General features: G+C 67.7%; 21 protein-coding genes. 5 read left to right on the forward strand and 16 right to left on the reverse strand.

All coding sequences use genetic code 11. The features are described from left to right. Window positions 1-13: 13 nt before the first annotated feature. From LCL61_RS08575 to LCL61_RS08590, 4 genes are all read right to left on the reverse strand, one after another. Window positions 14-652, reverse strand: a complete 639-nt coding sequence (locus tag LCL61_RS08575; protein WP_340686336.1) for a hypothetical protein — start codon at window positions 650-652, stop codon at window positions 14-16. 40 nt (window positions 653-692) lie between these two features. Next, window positions 693-1,739 (reverse strand): hypothetical protein, encoded by a 1,047-nt coding sequence (locus LCL61_RS08580; RefSeq protein ID WP_340688531.1) that lies wholly within the window; start codon window positions 1,737-1,739, stop codon window positions 693-695. 149 nt (window positions 1,740-1,888) lie between these two features. Continuing rightward, a complete protein-coding gene (locus LCL61_RS08585; RefSeq protein ID WP_340686337.1) occupies window positions 1,889-2,476 on the reverse strand; it encodes a transglutaminase-like domain-containing protein in 588 nt (195 codons plus the stop codon). Next, on the reverse strand, window positions 2,473-3,033 hold the full coding sequence (locus LCL61_RS08590) for a TetR/AcrR family transcriptional regulator (protein ID WP_340686338.1): 561 nt from the start codon (window positions 3,031-3,033) through the stop codon (window positions 2,473-2,475). Before LCL61_RS08590 ends, LCL61_RS08585 begins: the two co-directional genes overlap by 4 nt. 87 nt (window positions 3,034-3,120) lie before the next feature. Here LCL61_RS08590 and LCL61_RS08595 point away from each other — a divergent pair, with 87 nt between their 5' ends. Beyond that, window positions 3,121-3,831 (forward strand): alpha/beta hydrolase, encoded by a 711-nt coding sequence (locus LCL61_RS08595; RefSeq protein WP_340686339.1) that lies wholly within the window; start codon window positions 3,121-3,123, stop codon window positions 3,829-3,831. 62 nt (window positions 3,832-3,893) lie between these two features. After that, a complete protein-coding gene (locus LCL61_RS08600) occupies window positions 3,894-4,490 on the forward strand; it encodes a hypothetical protein (protein ID WP_340686340.1) in 597 nt (198 codons plus the stop codon). 38 nt (window positions 4,491-4,528) lie between these two features. Here the strand turns inward: LCL61_RS08600 and LCL61_RS08605 are convergent, their stop codons facing one another. From LCL61_RS08605 to LCL61_RS08650, 10 genes are all read right to left on the reverse strand, one after another. Then, window positions 4,529-4,873, reverse strand: a complete 345-nt coding sequence (locus LCL61_RS08605) for a hypothetical protein (RefSeq protein WP_340686341.1) — start codon at window positions 4,871-4,873, stop codon at window positions 4,529-4,531. Between the two features lie 12 nt (window positions 4,874-4,885). Continuing rightward, a complete protein-coding gene (locus LCL61_RS08610) occupies window positions 4,886-6,319 on the reverse strand; it encodes an MBOAT family protein (RefSeq protein WP_340686342.1) in 1,434 nt (477 codons plus the stop codon). 258 nt (window positions 6,320-6,577) lie between these two features. Further along, the gene (gene rlmB, locus LCL61_RS08615; RefSeq protein ID WP_034310192.1) at window positions 6,578-7,534 is read right to left on the reverse strand and encodes a 23S rRNA (guanosine(2251)-2'-O)-methyltransferase RlmB; all 957 of its coding nucleotides are present in this window, start codon (window positions 7,532-7,534) and stop codon (window positions 6,578-6,580) included. A gap of 35 nt (window positions 7,535-7,569) precedes the next feature. Then, on the reverse strand, window positions 7,570-8,961 hold the full coding sequence (gene cysS, locus LCL61_RS08620; protein ID WP_340686343.1) for a cysteine--tRNA ligase: 1,392 nt from the start codon (window positions 8,959-8,961) through the stop codon (window positions 7,570-7,572). Between the two features lie 46 nt (window positions 8,962-9,007). After that, entirely contained in the window at window positions 9,008-9,694 is a 687-nt protein-coding gene (locus LCL61_RS08625) for an HAD family hydrolase (RefSeq protein WP_340686344.1), read from the reverse strand. A gap of 190 nt (window positions 9,695-9,884) precedes the next feature. Next, window positions 9,885-10,280 carry a PPOX class F420-dependent oxidoreductase gene (locus LCL61_RS08630; protein WP_340686345.1) on the reverse strand — a complete coding sequence of 132 codons (396 nt, stop codon included), beginning with the start codon at window positions 10,278-10,280 and terminating at the stop codon, window positions 9,885-9,887. 14 nt (window positions 10,281-10,294) lie between these two features. Beyond that, on the reverse strand, window positions 10,295-10,690 hold the full coding sequence (locus LCL61_RS08635) for a PPOX class F420-dependent oxidoreductase (protein ID WP_101611016.1): 396 nt from the start codon (window positions 10,688-10,690) through the stop codon (window positions 10,295-10,297). Window positions 10,691-10,718: 28 nt separating this feature from the next. Beyond that, the gene (gene ispF, locus LCL61_RS08640; RefSeq protein ID WP_034310203.1) at window positions 10,719-11,189 is read right to left on the reverse strand and encodes a 2-C-methyl-D-erythritol 2,4-cyclodiphosphate synthase; all 471 of its coding nucleotides are present in this window, start codon (window positions 11,187-11,189) and stop codon (window positions 10,719-10,721) included. Between the two features lie 103 nt (window positions 11,190-11,292). Further along, entirely contained in the window at window positions 11,293-11,928 is a 636-nt protein-coding gene (locus LCL61_RS08645; protein WP_340686346.1) for an IspD/TarI family cytidylyltransferase, read from the reverse strand. Between the two features lie 74 nt (window positions 11,929-12,002). Continuing rightward, window positions 12,003-12,494 carry a CarD family transcriptional regulator gene (locus tag LCL61_RS08650; protein WP_004559016.1) on the reverse strand — a complete coding sequence of 164 codons (492 nt, stop codon included), beginning with the start codon at window positions 12,492-12,494 and terminating at the stop codon, window positions 12,003-12,005. A gap of 297 nt (window positions 12,495-12,791) precedes the next feature. Between LCL61_RS08650 and LCL61_RS08655 the strand changes: the two genes are divergently transcribed. Both LCL61_RS08655 and radA read left to right on the forward strand, forming a co-directional pair. Further along, on the forward strand, window positions 12,792-13,493 hold the full coding sequence (locus tag LCL61_RS08655) for a hypothetical protein (protein WP_340686347.1): 702 nt from the start codon (window positions 12,792-12,794) through the stop codon (window positions 13,491-13,493). 183 nt (window positions 13,494-13,676) lie between these two features. Further along, window positions 13,677-15,035 carry a DNA repair protein RadA gene (gene radA, locus LCL61_RS08660; protein ID WP_034310209.1) on the forward strand — a complete coding sequence of 453 codons (1,359 nt, stop codon included), beginning with the start codon at window positions 13,677-13,679 and terminating at the stop codon, window positions 15,033-15,035. On the opposite strand, the gene LCL61_RS08665 is transcribed toward radA, so the two are convergent. Both LCL61_RS08665 and LCL61_RS08670 read right to left on the reverse strand, forming a co-directional pair. Further along, window positions 15,032-16,177 carry a CU044_5270 family protein gene (locus tag LCL61_RS08665; RefSeq protein WP_340686348.1) on the reverse strand — a complete coding sequence of 382 codons (1,146 nt, stop codon included), beginning with the start codon at window positions 16,175-16,177 and terminating at the stop codon, window positions 15,032-15,034. The two genes, radA and LCL61_RS08665, sit on opposite strands and share 4 nt — an antisense overlap. Next, entirely contained in the window at window positions 16,164-16,793 is a 630-nt protein-coding gene (locus LCL61_RS08670) for an RNA polymerase sigma factor (RefSeq protein ID WP_340686349.1), read from the reverse strand. Before LCL61_RS08670 ends, LCL61_RS08665 begins: the two co-directional genes overlap by 14 nt. 158 nt (window positions 16,794-16,951) lie before the next feature. Between LCL61_RS08670 and LCL61_RS08675 the strand changes: the two genes are divergently transcribed. Next, on the forward strand, window positions 16,952-17,617 hold the full coding sequence (locus tag LCL61_RS08675; RefSeq protein WP_340686350.1) for a C39 family peptidase: 666 nt from the start codon (window positions 16,952-16,954) through the stop codon (window positions 17,615-17,617). Window positions 17,618-17,658 lie beyond the last annotated feature (41 nt).

Below are 17,658 nucleotides of genomic sequence, written 5' to 3' on the forward strand. Positions count from 1 at the left end.
CGGCGGTGTGTAGTCAGATGCGGCCCGCCAGGTCCCCCAATCGGACCTCGACCGGAATGTGACGATGTCCGATTCCGGTCTTCGGGTCATAGGAAAGACTGAACTCGCTCACGGGACGTGATTTCACCAGGAACGTCATAGTCCCTTCGGTGGCCTCGGGAATCCGATGGAACTCGTCCGCGTACATGACGCCCGAGGATCCCGTCTGACACAGCGTGCTACGTCGTAACCGAACCGATGTGATCAATCCGGAAAGTTGATCTCGCAGGGTCGAATAGCGCTCGTGGACGTAGTTGCCACGGAGGATCGTGGTGCAGAAGTGATATCTGTGGTTGTGCACGGAATCGGCGTAACCCTCGCGCCAGTCCGACGGCGACTTGTACTCGTGCAGCCAGATCGAAAAGGGATCTGTCGGGCAATCGAGCAGGCACCAGGCGAAATGGGTGGTGGTCTCCCGGGACCGCTCGAGTACCGCGCTCGCCTCGTCCGGGCTCAGGGAATCCAAATGCCGCCGGAGGTCGTCGCGCAGCTCTGGTCTCGACGTCCAGTCGCGGAAGATCCTGTCGACGATCTGCCAGTGCTGTGTCAGCGGCAGGTCCGTGGTCCGGAGCAGTGCGGAGAACTGGGTGAGGGGGGACAAGCGAGTGAGCAACTTCAGCTCCTCAAATCTAGTGCCGTGCGACGCCGAGAGGTCAGTGGTTCAACTCGGCGAGTGTGGTGAACTCCTTCCGGAAGGTGTGGAATTTCCCTTCCAGTTCGAGGAAGTTCTCTTCGGATAGGGGAGAGCCGGTGATCTTTTCGTACAGGGCCAGGAAATCCGCCCTCGTCGTCGTGGTCGAGATGTGGAAGTGCCGTCCGGAGCGGGACTGGGACACGCGCAGGAACTCGGAGCGTTCCTTGTTGTACAGGAACGAACCTTCGCTGAACCGCAGCGTGCGCGGATACAACGTGGTCGCGCCGCGGATGTCGCTGTACAAGGTCACCCAAACGCTCTCGTCGAACACTTCGAGGCGGTCCAGTGGCGGATCGGCGACGACGGTGATGTCCACCAGCGAGCACCGGCTGCGCGCCAGGAACAGCCCGACGAGGCCGATGCTGATCTCGTCGTTGAGCCGCTTCCGGATCGTCTCGTAGTCCATTCCCGCTTCTTCGCTGCGCAGGAGATAGCGCGCCCTGCCGCCGATCGCGCCCTCGTCGCGTGGGTCGGCGATGACCACGCGAAGCTCCCTTTCGGTGCGGGACAACAGCAATCGGGCCGCGGCGTGCCTACCGGAGAACCCGCGGAAGAAGTAGTGCCTGGTCACGTCGAGGTCTTCGGTCATGACCCGGTTGAACAACGGATCCGGATCGGTGGTCGCCTCGAAGACGTGGGTGGGGAAGAATTCCTTGTTGAGCGAACGGTATTCGGCGCTGAGCGCTTCCAGCGCCCGGCGGCTTTCCTCGATCACCGGGGTCACCATCGCGCGCTGTGACGCGGTGGCGGTGATCAGGGTCTGGCCGAAGCCGACCACCGCGGAGATCAGGGTGCCGGTGCCCAGTGAGGTGAGCAGCGTCTTGCCGGCGCCGGGATCCATCATGCTGGAGATCCACAGGCTGAGGCCCGCGACGACGACCAGTACGGTGAGCAGCAGACTCGTCCTGGTCCAGAAGATCTCTTGCAACGGGGTACGGCGGAGCCGATCGGCTTCCGCGGGCACGAAGGTCACCTCCTTGATCAGCACTCGAACGGACGAACGCAGTGCGTATCTGTTTGAGTGCGGGGAGTTACTCTACGCGCATCGTGACCAGGCCGAAATAAGAAATTCGGGGGAAAGCGCCCGACAACGAAGGTGACGCTCGGCGATGCCGGTTTCACATCGCAGGTTTCGCCGGTTCGCGGAAAAACCACTCACGGAGCGTGCGGAAGGATTCCTTCGTACCACGCGGGCCCGGGCTTCGCCGACGACAAGGTTTCGACGACTGCCGAAGACGGTGCGGAGTACACCGTGGGGAAGTCGATCTCGCCCTTGCTCGGGTCCAGTGTCCACGCGAGCCGCTCATCTTCCAGCAGAAAATGCGCGTCCGCACCATTTTTGTTGCCTCTGGGGTCGAGCCGGATCCACCGGTCCAGGCCTGCGAGGTACACGCCGTTGAGCCCGTGCAGAACGCCGATCCGCTGATAGCAGAACCCGGCCGGGATGCCTTGGCTGCGAAGCAAAGCAGCCAGCAGATGGGCCTTCGCGTAGCAGAGCCCGACTCCCTCGCGCAGAACCTCGGAGGCCATAAGAGTGACGCGGGAATCGGCGGCGTCCACCGTATGGGCGATCTCGTCGCGTACGAAGTGAAACATCGAACGAATCACGTCGACTTCGGTGCCGCCGGTCGGCGACAGTCCGTCAGCCGTTACGCGGATCAGTGGGTGATCGTGATCGACGATCGCGTCGGCGGCGAGATAATCTTCGAGCCGCTCGGATTCGATCTTCAGTGCGATTTTCACGCGGCACCGCCCAATACCGTGTCGACGACCTCTTCGAGAAATTTCGGACCGGCTTCGCCGCCGCGCAGCAGCAGCCGGAACCAGATCGCTCCCGCGAGCAGATCCATCACCAGAACCGCCTCGACGCCGGCGCGCAGTTCGCCCCTCGCGGTGGCGCGTTCGAAGATCGGCTCTTCGCGTGCCATGCGGTCGGCGAAGAAACTCCGTGCCACGTCACGGAGTTCGGGGCGCCGGGGGCTCGCGGTCAAGGTCGCCGTGACGATCGGTGCGGTGCGCTCCGAGGTCAGCAGCCGGTGGATTTGCGTTGCCACGGCGAGAAGATCGCCGCGCAGGCTGCCGGTGTCGGGGACGTCGACGGCGAACAGACCCGAATCGCGCAGCGCGGCGGCCAGGAGCGCGTCCTTCGACGGCCACCACCGGTACAACGTCGTCTTGTTGACGCCGGACCGGGCGGCGACGGCCTCGATGGCGAGCTGGTCGTAGCCGTGCTCGGCCAGAAGTCCGAGGGTGGCGGCGAAGATCGCCTCGGCCTTGCGCGGGCCCTTCCGGGTACTCACCGGAGCACAATACAACGCACCGTTGCGTTGCGCGGTGAGCGGGCGTAGTTTGCGACGCAACGGTGCGTTGCATTCAGGAGGTAGTCCATGGTTCCCCTCGTCTTCGTCCACGGCATCCGGCTCAGCGGCGCCGCCTGGACCGAGCAACTCGAACTGCTCGGACAGGCCGCGAAAGCAGTCGACCTCCCAGGCCACGGCACCCGCCGGGGAGAGCGGTTCACCCTGGACGACGCGGCGGACGTGATCGCCGAAGCCGTCGACGAACCCGCGCTGGTCGTCGGGCACTCCCTCGGTGGATATGCCGCCATCGCCGCGGCCGCACGGTATCCGGAGCGCGTGGCCGGCCTCGTCGTCGCGGGCTCGACCTTCCTGCCCGGCCGGGCACTGGAGACTCCGTTCCGCGCAGCGCACCGCTTGCTCATGCGGCTGCCGGACCAGGGCGAACGGTTGAGCCGGTGGCAATTCCGGAGCGCCCTGCCGCCGAAAGTCGCCGAAGCGGTGATCGGCGGCGGCATCGCGACAGAGGTCATCCCGGACGTCGCCAAGGCCTTCGCGGAATTCGACGTGCTGGCGGAACTCTCGGCCTACCAGGGCCCCACCTGGCTCATCAACGGCTCGCGCGACCACTTCCGCCGCCACGAACACCGCTTTCTCGACGCCTGCGCGGACGGACGGCTCGTCTCCGTGCCGAAAGCCGGGCACTACCTGCCGATGGTGCGCGGCAAGGAATTCGCCCAGCTCGTACTCGACGCGGCACGCAGCCTGTCGATCTCCGCTCGACACGCCGGGAAGCCGTAGGGTTGTGTCGTCGATCCCGAAATTCTCTTGAGAAGGTGATCGGTGCGGTCGATGCTTGACCGATGGTGCAGAAAGCAGATATTGCCACGGAGTCGTACTTTCAAGCGCATCTTCATCTGAAAACTTGGCTCAAGGCGGTGGACACGCAGTGGAACCGGATCATCCGGACGGCGGAGGAAGACGTCCGGTCCGATACGTTTGAGGAGTTTGTTTCCCTGGATGTCGTGCTGCAATTGCGGGCCGATGCGATCTTGTTCTCATTCGCGCTGAATCAGCTTAGGTCCACGGCCGTCCTGCTGGGCTCGTACATGCCAGGGGAGCTGGCGGTAGAGGTGGATCAGGTTGTGGCGGAGTTCGACTCCAAGCAGCCTTGGGTCAGGGAGGCGCGGAACATTCTGGCGCATTTCGACGAGTACGTCCGAGGTTTGGGGAGACGGCAGAAAGCCTCAGCTGGCGGGCATCTGCAAATTCACAGCAGTACGACAATGTCGGTCAAAGACGGTCATCGGGGCAAGGTTGCCGACTACGCTCTTTGTATTGAGATAGTGCCGGGAATGGAGCCGATCAAGGTCAACGTGCACCAGTCCACCGGAGATGCGATCAAGATGGCTCAGACTGTCGAAAAGATTTGCCTGAGGTTCAACGGTCCATTGTCCTGAGGCAGCTCCCGCTTCCAGTCGCCGGTCATGCGGCCAAGCTAGCCGACCGGGAACATCGAACCACCGGAACCGGTGAACTGGGCGGTCAGCCGGACCGGCTCCGGATGGGGAGCCAGGACGATCGAGGCAAAGGGCGTCGCGGCGGCCTGTGATCCGTAGTTGGTGTGCAGATGCGCGCTGACGTGCACGTTCCGATCGGCGGGGATCTCGAACGTGACCGCACCCCAGGAGACCACGAACTGCCTGCCGTCGATGCTCACGATAGGGGCGTACGGCACAGAGCTGGAGGGGAACGGACGCAGTTCGACGGTGAGCAGGCGGCGTGGGCCGTCGTGGTTGTCGACGTACGGGATCACGCCGGGCTGAGCGGCCAGGTCGGTCATTATCGGGCTCCCTCAGAACTGGTAGTAGAGGAACGGGCTGAACGTCCCGGTCGCGATCAGGATGGCCGCGTACACCAGCCCGACGGTCATGACGCCGATCCGCAGCGCCGTCGCGGGGCGGCTCCGTGAGGACTCCAGCAGCGGCCCGGTCACCGGATGCGCGGGCAGGAACACGATCGCCAGCGCGCACAGCAGGATGACCAGCCGCTGGTTGGTCACCGCGCTCTCGACGACGTCGGTGAGACCCGTGAAGTCCGGCAGCACCATGTGCCCGATCATGCCGAGCGCGTGCGGCAGGTCCTTGGCGCGGAAGAACACCCAGCCGAACACCACGAGCACGAGCGTCAGCGCGCGGCGGCCGATGCGGGCGGCCTGCGACTTGGGGGTGACGTCGTAGCCGAAAGCGCGTTCCACGATCAGGAGCGCGCCGTGGTAGATGCCCCAGATCAGGAACGTCCACTGCGCGCCGTGCCAGAACCCGGTCAGCACGAACACGATGCACAGGTTCCGGTACGTATGCCCGGCGCCGGCGCGGTTGCCGCCCAGCGGGATGTAGACGTAGTCGCGGAACCAGCGCGACAGCGACATGTGCCAGCGCCGCCAGAACTCCGTGATGGTCACCGACGAGTACGGTCTCGCGAAGTTCTCCGGCAGCCGGAAGCCGAGCATGCGCCCGAGCCCGATCGCCATGTCTGAGTACCCGGAGAAGTCGAAGAACAGCTGAAGCGTGTATCCGATCGCGCCGAGCCAGGCGATCGCGAAGGTCATCTGGTCGGGTGGCGTGTTGAAGCAGGCGTCCACCATCGGGCTGAGCGAGTCCGCGATGATCGTCTTCTTGCACAACCCGAGGGCGAACCGCGGGAAACCGGCGGCGATGTCGTCGAGGCGGTGGGACCGCTGCTGCGGCAGCTGGTCGGCGATCTCCCGGAACCGCACGATCGGCCCGGCCACCAGCTGCGGGAACATCGCGATGTACGCGGCGAACGACACCGGGTCGCGCAGCGCGCGGCGTTCACCGCGGTAGATGTCCACCACGTAGGAGATGTGGTGGAACGTGTAGAACGAGATGCCAATCGGGATGACCAGGTCGGCCACCGGGAAACCGCCGCCGAACCAGTGCGTCACGGCCGCGATCTGCTGCGTCGCGAACCCCGCGTACTTCCAGATCAGCAGCATGCCGACGTTGAGGCCGATGACCCCGAGCAGCAGCCGCTTGCGCCGTTTGTTCTGCAGATCCCACGCGTTCGGCTCCAGCGCGGGCCCGGCCAGGAAGTTGACCACCATGCAGCCGAGCAGGACCAGCGTGTACGGCCCGGCGCCGGTGGCGTAGAAGATCAGGCTGCCGACCGCGACGATGCCGTTCCGCCAGCTGCGCGGGCACACCAGTACGGCGAGCAGGACCGCCGGCATGAAGTACCACAGGAACAGCGGTGAAATGAACGACATCGGTGCGGGGTCCCCCAGGGCGGTTACGCGTTATCCGCTGGTGACCCTAACCTGCGCGCCTGGTGGCGGAGCTGAGATGGCCCGGAAAAGTGACCACACTCGTGAACCCGCCCGGCCGAAGGCCCCGCTATCGCGGTGACAGGGCGCCCCTGACACCGACCCCGAGGTGGAGCACCGGGCCGCGCCCTGCCGACGTCGATCGCGGACGCGGGTTCACCAAGAGTCACCGCACCCCGCACCGTGTGACGAAGTGCGGGGTCAGACACGTCCCGCGAGCCGACGGCGGCGCGCCACCTCGGCCAGCAGCACCCCGGCAGCGACCGACGCGTTGAGCGACTCGACGCCCGCCGCCATCGGGATCGACACGGTCGCGTCGCAGGTCTCACGCACCAGCCGGGACAGGCCGCGGCCTTCCGAGCCGAGCACGATGACCAGCGGATCCGCCGCGAGGTCGAGCTCGTCGATGTCCACCGAGCCGTCCGCGTCGAGGCCGACGACCATCAGGCCGTCGTCCTTCCACGCCTTCAGCTGACGGGTCAGGTTGGTCGCGACGGCGATCGGCAGCTTGGCCGCGGTGCCGGCGGACGTCCGCCACGCGACCGCGGTCATGCCCGCGCTGCGCCGCTCCGGCAGGAGGACCCCCTGCGCGCCGAACGCGGCGGCCGAGCGGATCACCGCGCCGAGGTTGCGTGGGTCGGTGACGCCGTCGAGCGCGACGAACAGCGGGGTCTGCCCCGAGTCCTTCGCCACGGCCATCAGGTCGCGCGGGTCGGCGTAGACGAACGGCGGGACCTGCAGGCCGAGGCCCTGGTGCATGGCCCGGTTGGTCTTGCGGTCGAGTTCCTCGCGCGGGATCTCCAGGATCGAGATGCCCTTGTCGCCGGCGAGCCGGACGGCCTCGTTCACGCGGTCGTCGATCTCGATGTTGATCGCGACGTACAGCGCGGTGGCCGGCACGTCGGCGCGCAGCGCCTCGACCACCGGGTTGCGCCCGGCGATCAGCTCCGGCTTGTCGGCCTTCTTCTGCCGCGCCTGGTCCTTGCGGTCACGCGCGTTGGCCATCCGGTACGCCTTGTGGCCGGGCCGGTCCTCGGCCTTGGGCGTCGGGCCCTTGCCTTCGAGGCCCTTCCGGCGCTGGCCGCCGGAGCCGACGACCTGACCCTTCTTCGTGCCGGGCTTGCGAATAGCGCCCTGGCGCCGGGAGTTGCCTGCCATCAGTGAGAATCCTTGAGCTAGAAACCGAGTAAGTGTCAGACTTCCTTGACGGTCCACTGTGGACCGTTCGGGGTGTCCTCCACCACGATGCCCGCCTGCTGGAGGCGGTCACGCGCGGCGTCCGCACGGGCGAAGTCCTTCTCGGCGCGGGCCTGCTGCCGTTCGGTGAGCAGCCCTTCCACGAGTTCGGACAGCGCCTGCCGGGTGGGCGTCTCATCGCCGCCCGCCTCGGACCAGCGCGCGGAGAGCGGGTCGAGGCCGAGCACGTCGGTCATCGCGCGCACGGAGGCGGCGACTTCGAGTGCCTTGGAATTGTCGGCCGCGTCGAGGGCGGCGTTACCGTCGCGGACGGTGTTGTGCAGCACTGCGAACGCCTGTGGAGTGGCCAGGTCGTCGTCGAGAGCGGCGGCGAACCCGTCCGGGATCTCGCCGAGGTGCACGGAGCCGGCGCTGCTCGCGGCCCGGCGGAGGAACTGCTCGATCCGCCGGTAGCCCTGCGCCGCCTCGGTGAGCGCGCCCGGGGAGTACTCGATCGTCGACCGGTAGTGCGGCTGGACCAGGTAGTACCGCAGTTCGGGCGCCCGGTGGTCCTTGAGCATCTCCGGGATGGAGACCGTGTTGCCCAGCGACTTCGACATCTTCTCGCCGGACATGGTCACCCAGGCGTTGTGCAGCCAGAACCGCGCGAACGGGTCACCCGCCGCGTTCGACTGGGCGCGCTCGTTCTCGTGGTGCGGGAACACCAGGTCGACGCCGCCGCCGTGGATGTCGAACTCCGCGCCGAGGTACGCCGTCGCCATCGCCGAGCATTCGAGGTGCCAGCCGGGACGGCCGGAGCCCCACGGCGTCGGCCATGACGGCTCGCCCGGCTTCGCGGCCTTCCACAGCGTGAAGTCGCGCGCGTCTCGCTTGCCCTCGCCGAGGCTCTCGCCCTGCTGGACCTCGTCGAGCTTCTGGCCGGAGAGATCGCCGTAGCCGTCGAACGCCTTGACCGAGAAGTACACGTCGCCGCCCGAGGCGTACGCGTGCCCGCCGTCGATCAGCCGTTGCATCAGCTCGACCATCTGCGTGACATGCCCTGTCGCCCGAGGGGCGATCGAAGGCGGCAAGCAGCCCAGCGCCTCGTACGCAGACTCGAAGGCGCGCTCGTGCGTGGCCGCCCACTCCCACCAGGGACGACCCGCCGTGGCGGCCTTGGTGAGGATCTTGTCGTCGATGTCGGTGACGTTGCGGACCATCAGCACGTCGAGTCCACTGTGGACGAGCCAGCGGCGCAGGACGTCGTAGTTCAGCGCGCCGCGGACGTGGCCGATGTGGGGAACACCCTGCACGGTGGCACCACACACGTACATGGACGCCGTTCCGCTACGGGCGGGATGGAATTCCCGCACGCTCCGGGTCGCCGTGTCATAGAGGTGTAGTGCCACCCTAAAAGGGTACGGGGTCGGCGTGAGCGGTGTCGCAGTGACCGTATTACAGCACGTTATGGGTGCGCATGACGGTGAGCAGGGCGTCCGGCCGCTCGGTCGTCGGCAGTGGCTCTACCAGCGCGAACGCGCAGCCGATCTCGCGTGCGGCGCCGTCGGCCTCCTCGCTGTCGCCGACCATGAGCGTTTCCGCCGGTTCGACCCCGAGCCGCTCGACGGCGGCGCGGAAGATCTCCGGCTCCGGCTTCACCGCTCCGACCTCGAACGACAGGACGAACTCGTCGACGTAGGCGTCCCAGCCACGGCGGCCGAAGGCGGGCCGGATGTCGAAGGCGATGTTGCTCAGCACCCCGAGCTTCACGCCCTTGCCGGAGACGCCCTTGAGGACGGCCTCGGTGTCCGGGTACGGCGTCCACTGGGTGGGATCGATCAGCCGGGTGTAGAGCGCGACCGCCTGGTCGGCGTGCGGCACCCCGGACTGCTTGAGGACCTCGAGGTACACCTTCCGGTGCAGTACCGGGTCGCGGTCGCGGTGGTTCCAGGCGTGCAGGTGCTCCTCGTCGAGATCGACGACCTGGCCGACCGGCGCGGTCATCCGGCGCATCAGTTCGGTCTGGGCCTCGATGTCGAGCCGCTCGCCCTCGTGGTCGGTGAGGTCGGCGAGCCAGGTCTCGTCCTGTTCGAGGCGGAAGACCGTGCCGGAGAAGTCGAACAACACAGCGCGAAAGGTCACGGGCTCCACATTAGCCACGATCGTGGGGTGCCTGCCGCCCTCCCGTGTGAGATGAAAGGCCCCTTCATCGCAGAATCTGCGATGAAGGNGTGGGTGAACGCGGCCGGCGCGAAGTTAGGCCTCAGCGCGAGGGCGCGTCGAACTGCTGCTGATCGCAGAATCTGCGATGAAGGGGCCTTTCATCTCAGCTTCAGGCGGCGTTGCCGGTGATCTTGGTCGGCGTGATCCGGACCAGCACGCGGACGACGTCCGCCGGTTCCTCCGGGTAGTCCTTGCCGAGGTACTTGTGCGAGAGCTCGTTGATCAGCTCGCGCCCGCCCTCGTCGGTCATCTCCACGGTGCCGCGGATCTCGACGTAGTCGTACGGGTTCTCCTGGTCGAAGACCGAGACGGACACCCGCGGGTCCCTGGCCATGTTCCGCTCCTTGAGACGGCCGCGGACGGTCGCGAAGATCACCGTGTCGCCGTCCCGCCTCGCCCACAGCACGGACGTCTGCGCGGAGCCGTCGGCGTTGATGGTCGCCAGCACCGGGAAGTTGTTGCCGTCTAGGAGTTTCTTGGTCGCGTCGTTGAAGGTCACACCCATGGCGGGAAGCCTAATCACCGGACGTTCCCGGCGATCCTGTCCACCCGCAGGCGCACGATCACCCGCTCGACCTCCGGGCCCTCCGGCGGCGGGTCCTGGCCGAGGTACTTGTGGCTGAGCGTCTTCGGCAACGTCTTCCCCGGATCCGGGGTGATCGTGACCGTGCCGCGGAGTTGCGTGTGCCGGTACGGGTTCTCCGCGTCGGTGATCGACACGCTCGCGCGAGGATCGCGACGCAGGTTTCGCACCTTCAGCCGGTCTTCGGTGGCGCTGAAGACCAGATCGCCGTCGTCGAGGCCCACCCAGATGACCGAGGTCTGCGGGCCGCCGTCGGCGTCCAGCGTGGCCACGGTCGCGAAGTTCTTGCCGTCCACCAGTTCGCGGACCGGTTCGGGAAGTGTGACTGCCATGACAGCCCGAACCGGCTCCCGGCGGCGGCTATTCCTGCGAGGGCAGGAGCAGCGCCGTCGCGAACGCCGCGATGCCCTCGCCGCGTCCGGTCAAGCCGAGCCCGTCGGTCGTCGTCCCGGACACGCTCACCGGCCCGCCGACGGCCTCGCTCAGCACCTTCTGGGCCTCTTCGCGGCGCTTTCCGACACGTGGCGCGTTGCCCACGATCTGGACGGTCGCGTTCCCGACGGTCCAACCGCCCGCCTCGACCAGGCGCCGCGCCTCCGCGAGGAACTCGACGCCGTGCTTGCCCGCCCAGCGCGGGTCGCCGGTGCCGAACACCGCGCCGAGGTCACCGAGCCCGGCCGCGGACAGGAGCGCGTCGCACAACGCGTGCGCCGCGACGTCGCCGTCGGAATGGCCCGCGCAACCGTCGACGCCGGGCCAGAGGAGACCGGCGATCCAGCATTCGCGGCCCGCCTCGACGGGGTGGACGTCGACGCCGTTGCCGATCCTCACAGGGTTTCCTCTTTCTTCGCCGGTTGCGCGCGACCGTGATCGCGTCGCCAGGGCGCACGTTAGCGACTTACCTCGGGAATCGGGGAGGGGCGCCCCGCGCGGATCACAGCACTTCCTCTGCTGCCCCGGCCACCGCGATCGCCTCGGCCAGTTTCAGTTCGAACGCGTTGGTGACGCGCATCGCGTCGGGGTGCCCCGGGACGGTGCGCGCGCCGTCGAGAGACGGCTCGGCGGCATACGAGAGAAAAGTCTCACGGGTGAAGCCGAGCGGGGTTTGGGCCGTGCGCAGGTATGCGCGGTCTTCGGTGCCTGTGATCACCTTCGCCGCGTCGGTCACCTTCACGGTGTCCGCCATCGGAAGTACCGAGACCACGAAAGGCGAGCCCGCACGGACCGCCTCCGCGACGGCACGGAACGTGTCCGCGGGGGTGAAGGCACGCAAGGCGTCGTGCACGAGGAAGACCGGATTCCCGGTGATCTCTTTTTCGACGGTGTCGAAAGCATGCTCCAGTGACGCGCCGGGTACTATCCGGCAACGCTCCTCGAAGCCGCACAAAGCGGCCGAAAACAAATCAGCACACCGCTCGGGGGCCGCTACGACCACCAGATCGAGATCCGGCAGAGCGAGCAGCCCCCGCACAGTGTGCGTGAGTAGCGCTTCACCATTGACCGGCGCGAGAGCGAGCTCCGCGTCGGAGGCATGGTGCCGAACGACAGTGACGAACGCGATTGTGCTCATATGGACGGTGCTCATATGTGCGCGATCGTAGAGGTATCCCCCGCAGCCTCACCTGGCGTGGGACACCCGCCGGTTCAGACTGTCGCGGTTTCCAGAACTTCGTCGAGGAGGACTTCAGCCTTGTCCTCGTCGGTGCCCTCCGCGAGCGCCAGCTCGCTGACCAGAATTTGCCGCGCCTTCGCCAGCATGCGCTTCTCGCCGGCTGAAAGTCCGCGGTCCTTCTCTCGCCGCCAGAGGTCGCGCACCACTTCGGCCACCTTGTTCACATCGCCGGAGGCGAGCTTCTCGAGGTTGGCCTTGTACCGACGAGACCAGTTGGTGGGCTCTTCGGTGTGCGGAGCACGCAGAACGTCGAAAACCTTGTCCAGTCCTTCTTGCCCGACGACATCACGAACGCCGACGATCTCGGCGTTGTCAGCGGGCACGCGAACCGTAAGATCCCCTTGCGCGACTTTGAGGACGAGGTACTTCTTCTCCTCGCCCTTGATCACGCGGGTCTCGATGGCTTCGATGAGTGCGGCACCGTGGTGCGGGTAGACGACGGTCTCTCCGACCTTGAAAACCATGTGTCCTCTGCCCCTTTCGCTGAATTCATCTTAGCACGTGCCGACGAGGCCCACCTAGCGGCCTGCGATCGTCGTCGCAGGTCAGCGGCCTGACGGTGCTCCGCCCGGGGGTTGACAAACCCAATTCGCCCATGCTCACGCTGGTGAGAAGCGAACGATTTCCAAATCCTTTGTGGACGGTTGATCTTGGGCACGTCACCGCATTGGTGGGGTGTCAACACGCACCGGGTTCTTAGCCCGCGAAGGCGCCCGGCTAGTCTTCGCGGTGAAGAGGCCGTGAGATGGAAGGACTCCGACGTGAGGCTGCAGAATCGTCGCGTGTTCGGCGCAGGTGTGCTGGCGCTCGGCGCCGCGCTCGTGCTCGCCGGCTGCGGTGCTGGTCAGATCACCCAGACCGACTCGCAGCAGCCCGCGGTCAACGGGACGTACGCGCAGGCGAAGGACCTGGTGCTGCGGAACGCCGCGCTCCAGTTCCCGACCGAGGGGCAGGCGTACCCGGCCGGTTCCGCCGCGCCGCTGACGCTGACCATCGTGAACCAGGGCAAGCTGGACGACGAGCTCGTCTCCGTCTCCTCCGAAGCCGCCACCGGTGACGCCAAGATCACCGGGTCCAAGGTCGTCGCCGCGAGCCACGCGCTCGTGATCGGCCCGTCCGACGCGGTCGAGTCGACCAAGGAGGTCGCCCCGACGAGCGCCCCGTCCTCCGCGCCGGCGTCGTCGTCGGGTGCCCCGTCTTCCGGTGCTCCGTCGTCGAGCTCCGCCGGGACGGTCACGCCGTCCGCGGGCCCGGAGACGACCAACGCGCCGGACCAGGTGGGCAAGGCCACGATCGAGCTGCAGGGGCTGAAGCAGCCGGTGTGGGCGGGCCAGACCATCAAGGTCACCTTCGTCTTCAAGAACTCCGGCTCGATCACGGTGGACCTGCCGGTCGCGGCGCCGTCGCACCCGGGCAGCCGGGCGCCCGCGCCCGAGAAGGAAGCCAAGGGCGGCGGGCACTAAGTCTCCGTAGCCGAGCCGAAGGGGCCCTTCACCGCATGCCATGCGGTGAAGCGACCCTTCGCTGCGNAAGTCATGACCGCATGCCATGCGGTGAAGGGCCCCTTCGCTGCGTCTCATGCGGTGAAAGTCCCCTTCAGCCCGTCGTTGCCGGGGTTTGTCGGTGGTGGCCGCTAGCCTCGCGGGGTGGTCAAGAAAGGCAGCACCTACCGCTGCGGTGAATGCGGGTACGAGGCGCCGAAGTGGGTCGGGCGCTGCCCGGAATGTCAGGCGTGGGGGACCATCGAGGAACGCGGCGACGCCCGTCCCGCGATAGCCAGGGTCGCGGCGGGAGCGCCCAGCGCCCCGGCGCGCCCGATCGGCGAGGTGGACGTCGAGACGGCGCGCGCGAAGCCCACCGGCGTCTCCGAGTTGGACCGGGTACTCGGCGGCGGGTTCGTGCCGGGTGCGGTCATCCTGCTCGCGGGCGAGCCCGGTGTCGGCAAATCGACCCTCCTGCTGGAGGTCGCCTACCAATGGGCGGCCACCGCGGGCCGGGCGCTCTACGTCACCGGCGAGGAGTCGGCGGGGCAGGTGCGCCTGCGCGCCGAGCGCACCGGCAACGTCCATGACGAGATGTTCCTCGCGGCCGAGAGCGATCTCTCCGCGATCCTCGGGCACGTCGACGCGGTCAAGCCGGGGGTGCTGATCGTCGACTCGGTCCAGACCATGGCCTCGCCGCAGGTGGAGGGCGCGCCGGGCGGGGTCACCCAGGTCCGCGCGGTCACCTCCGGGCTGGTCGCGCTGGCCAAGGAGCGCGGGCTGCCGATCGTGCTGGTCGGCCACGTCACCAAGGACGGGTCGGTCGCCGGGCCGCGGGTGCTGGAGCACCTGGTCGACGTGGTCCTGCAGTTCGAGGGCGACAAGCATTCGACGCTGCGGATGCTGCGCGGCATCAAGAACCGGTTCGGCGCCGCCGACGAGATCGGCTGTTTCGAGCTGGTCGAGGAGGGCATCGTCGGCGTGCCGGATCCGTCGGGGCTGTTCCTCAGCCACACCGCGGAGCCGGTCGCGGGCACCGCGGTCACAGTGACCATGGAGGGCAAGCGGCCGCTGCTGGGCGAGGTACAGGCGCTCGTGTCGGCGACCCAGTCACCGCAGCCCCGGCGCGCGGTGAGCGGCCTCGATTCGGCACGTGTCGCGATGGTGCTGGCCGTGGTCGAGAAGCGGGCGAACATCAAGGTCGGCGACAAGGACGTCTACGTGGCGACGGTCGGCGGCATGAAGATCACCGAACCCGGGATCGACCTCGCGGTGGTGCTGGCCCTGATCTCCTCGGCGAGGGACACGCCGCTCTCGCCCAAGCTCGTCGCGATGGGCGAGGTCGGGCTGTCGGGCGAGGTCCGGCGGGTGCCGAGCGTCGGACGGCGGCTCGCGGAGGCCGCCCGGCTCGGCTTCACCTACGCGCTGGTGCCGCCGGACTCCGGCAAGATCCCGCCCGGGATCAGGGTGCTGGAGGTCCCGGACGTCGGAAGCGCGCTCAACGCCGCCAAGCACGCGCGCTAGCTGGGCTTGGGACCGCCGTCCTCGGTGATCACCACGGAGATCGACGTGTCGAACAAGGTCAGCCCCGGCCAGCCCTCGTCCTGGCCGTTGGACCGGACGGCGCGGTTCCCGACGACGGCGGCCGTCGCCCTGTCGACGACGAACGTGCGCGTCTGGTCCGGCAACGCGATCGTGAAGGACACCGCGGGCCGTCCGCCGGGAGTGACCACGCTCGCCACGTCGACGCCGGGCATTCTCGCGAGCGCTTTGCACAGTGCCACCCGCAGCGCGCCGAAGCCCTGGGAGGAACGGAGCACTTTGAAGGCCATCTCGAACATCTCGGGTGTGGAGTTCATCTGCTCCGGTGAGCGGCCGTCCGGCCAGAGGCCGTCACGGCGGAGCCGCTCGGACAGCTTCGTCGGGTCGGCGGGCAGTTCGGAAAGGAACTCCGGGGTCGGGTCGGTCCACCCGCTTTCCGACGGCAGCCGATCCCGGGACGGCCGCGCCTCGGAGGTCTCTACCGGAGGAGGCACCGGTGCCGTGGTGGTGGTGCGCGGCGGCCGGGCCTGCGCCAGGGTGACGTGGGACGACGGGCCCGGAAGTGTTTCGCCATGGGCCATGGCCGTCTGGTAGTCGCCCTTGACCCAGCGGATCTCGCCGGTTCCGGTGAAGCGCGTCTTGATCGGCATCCAGCTGCGCGGCGGCAGCCATCGTTCGAGGATCTCGTGGGTTTGGTAGACGAGCCCCGTCTTGGTGACATGCGTGGTCCACGTGGACTCGGTGACGAGCCGGAACTGGTCGTCCCGGATCGGGAAGTCGTCGCCGTGGAGGGCTTCGAGGTCCTCGCCCTGGGTGACGGTCGAGTGGGCCGCGGGGTCCGGGCCGTCGTCGACGGTGAAGCCGTTCGTCGCCACGATCCCGCCGCCGGACACCAGCGCCGCGGCGGCCGCGGCGGCGATCCACCGCCACGAGCCCGGCCGCTTCTTCACCGGGGGCGCGGTCACGGGGAGGAGTTCGTCCTCGACATCGCCGGCGGCGCGCAGGAGCGCCGCCCTGGCGCGGGAAAGTTCGTCCTGCCGGGTTCGCGGCTCGGCGTGGAGTTCGGCCAGCGCTTCGTCGAGTTCGGCCTCGGACCACACCTTCCGGATGCTACCGCCGTGCACTTTCGCCCTCCTCCTCTTTCCTTGGTTCGTCCTTTGTGGACTCCGGTGCGTTGGCGCGGAGCCATCTCCGGATCCGGTGCAGCCGTGATCTGACCGTCCCGGCGGGGATTCCCAGTGCCTCGGCGACCTCGCCGGGATCCAGCCCCGCCCACGAGACCAGCAGCAGGGTGTCGCGGTCCGCGACGCTCAGTTCGGCCAGCGCTCCCGCCAGCTGGGCCGCGCGGGACTGGGCGTCGACCCGCTCGGCGACCCGGCCGTCGTGCCCGGCCGAGACCGTCTGGTCGGCGGCCGCGAGCCTGGCCGTCGCCTTGAGCGCCCTGGTCTCCGTGCGGACGTGGTGGCGCAGCAGGTTCGTCGCGATGCCGTAGAGCCACGCACGCGCCGTGCCCGCCTCGGGGCGATACGTCTCGCGTCGCCGGAGCGCCACGAGGAACGTCTCGGCGACGAGGTCGTGCGCGGTCTCCGTGCCGACGCGGCGCGCGAGATAGCGCTGCAGCGGGGCCGCGTGGGCGTCGAAGAGCATGCCGAAGACGGGTGCGGGATCCGGGCCACCGAGATCCGGCCTGTCCAGTCCGCGCGTGCCGGCCTGCTCGTGATCGTCTTTCATCACCTGCACGATCGCTATTGCCCGATGGACCCCGGAGCGTTCATCCGATCCTACTTTCGTCGTGGGCCGAACGGGGAAAGCGCAGGTGCCGCCGTAGGCAAAAGCCGCGGGACCGGAGATCATGTTCGGTATTCACCATTCAAAAGTGAAACTGGGGAAGGATTACCATGCGCCGACTCAGGACCGCGGTCGTCGCCGCGCTCGCGGTGTCCGCACTGATCACCGCTCCGGCGGCGGCCGTCGCCCAAGGCGAGTACGTCGTACCCGCGCCCGACTTCGTGAAGTCGATGGCGCCGCCCGCCAAGGTCGAAGGGGTCAGGGCGGCCGCGGAGCTCAACATCCAGTACCAGATCCAGGAGACCGGGTACTGGTGCGGCCCGGCTGCCACCCGCATCGCCATCTCGGCCAAGAACGGCAATCCGCCGAGCCAGCAGCAGCTCGCGAACGAGCTCCCGACCAGTACCAACGGCACCGACTGGATCGGGCAGGTCACCCGCGTCCTCAACAACCACGTCGCCGGTGGCTGGTACGAGACCAAGGAGATGCCGAACGACCCGCCGACCCAGGCGCAGCGCGACCTCCTGTGGCGCGACATCGTGCTGGACATCGACAAGGGTTACGCGATCGTCGCGAACATCGTCGCCCCGGCGAACAACCACCCGCCGGGCTACCCGAACTACACGATCTACCACTACTTCACGGTCATCGGCTACAACAGCGACAACATGACGGTGAAGATCGCCGACCCGGCCAACTTCGGCGGCAACCAGATCTACTGGCTCACCTTCAACCAGCTCGCCACCCTGATCCCGCCGAAGGGCTACTCGGCCTGACCCCCTGCCGCGTTTCGTCCTCTGGATGCGGTCGCGCATCC

Source organism: Amycolatopsis coloradensis (genome assembly GCF_037997115.1).
Taxonomy (GTDB): Bacteria; Actinomycetota; Actinomycetes; order Mycobacteriales; family Pseudonocardiaceae; genus Amycolatopsis; species Amycolatopsis coloradensis_A.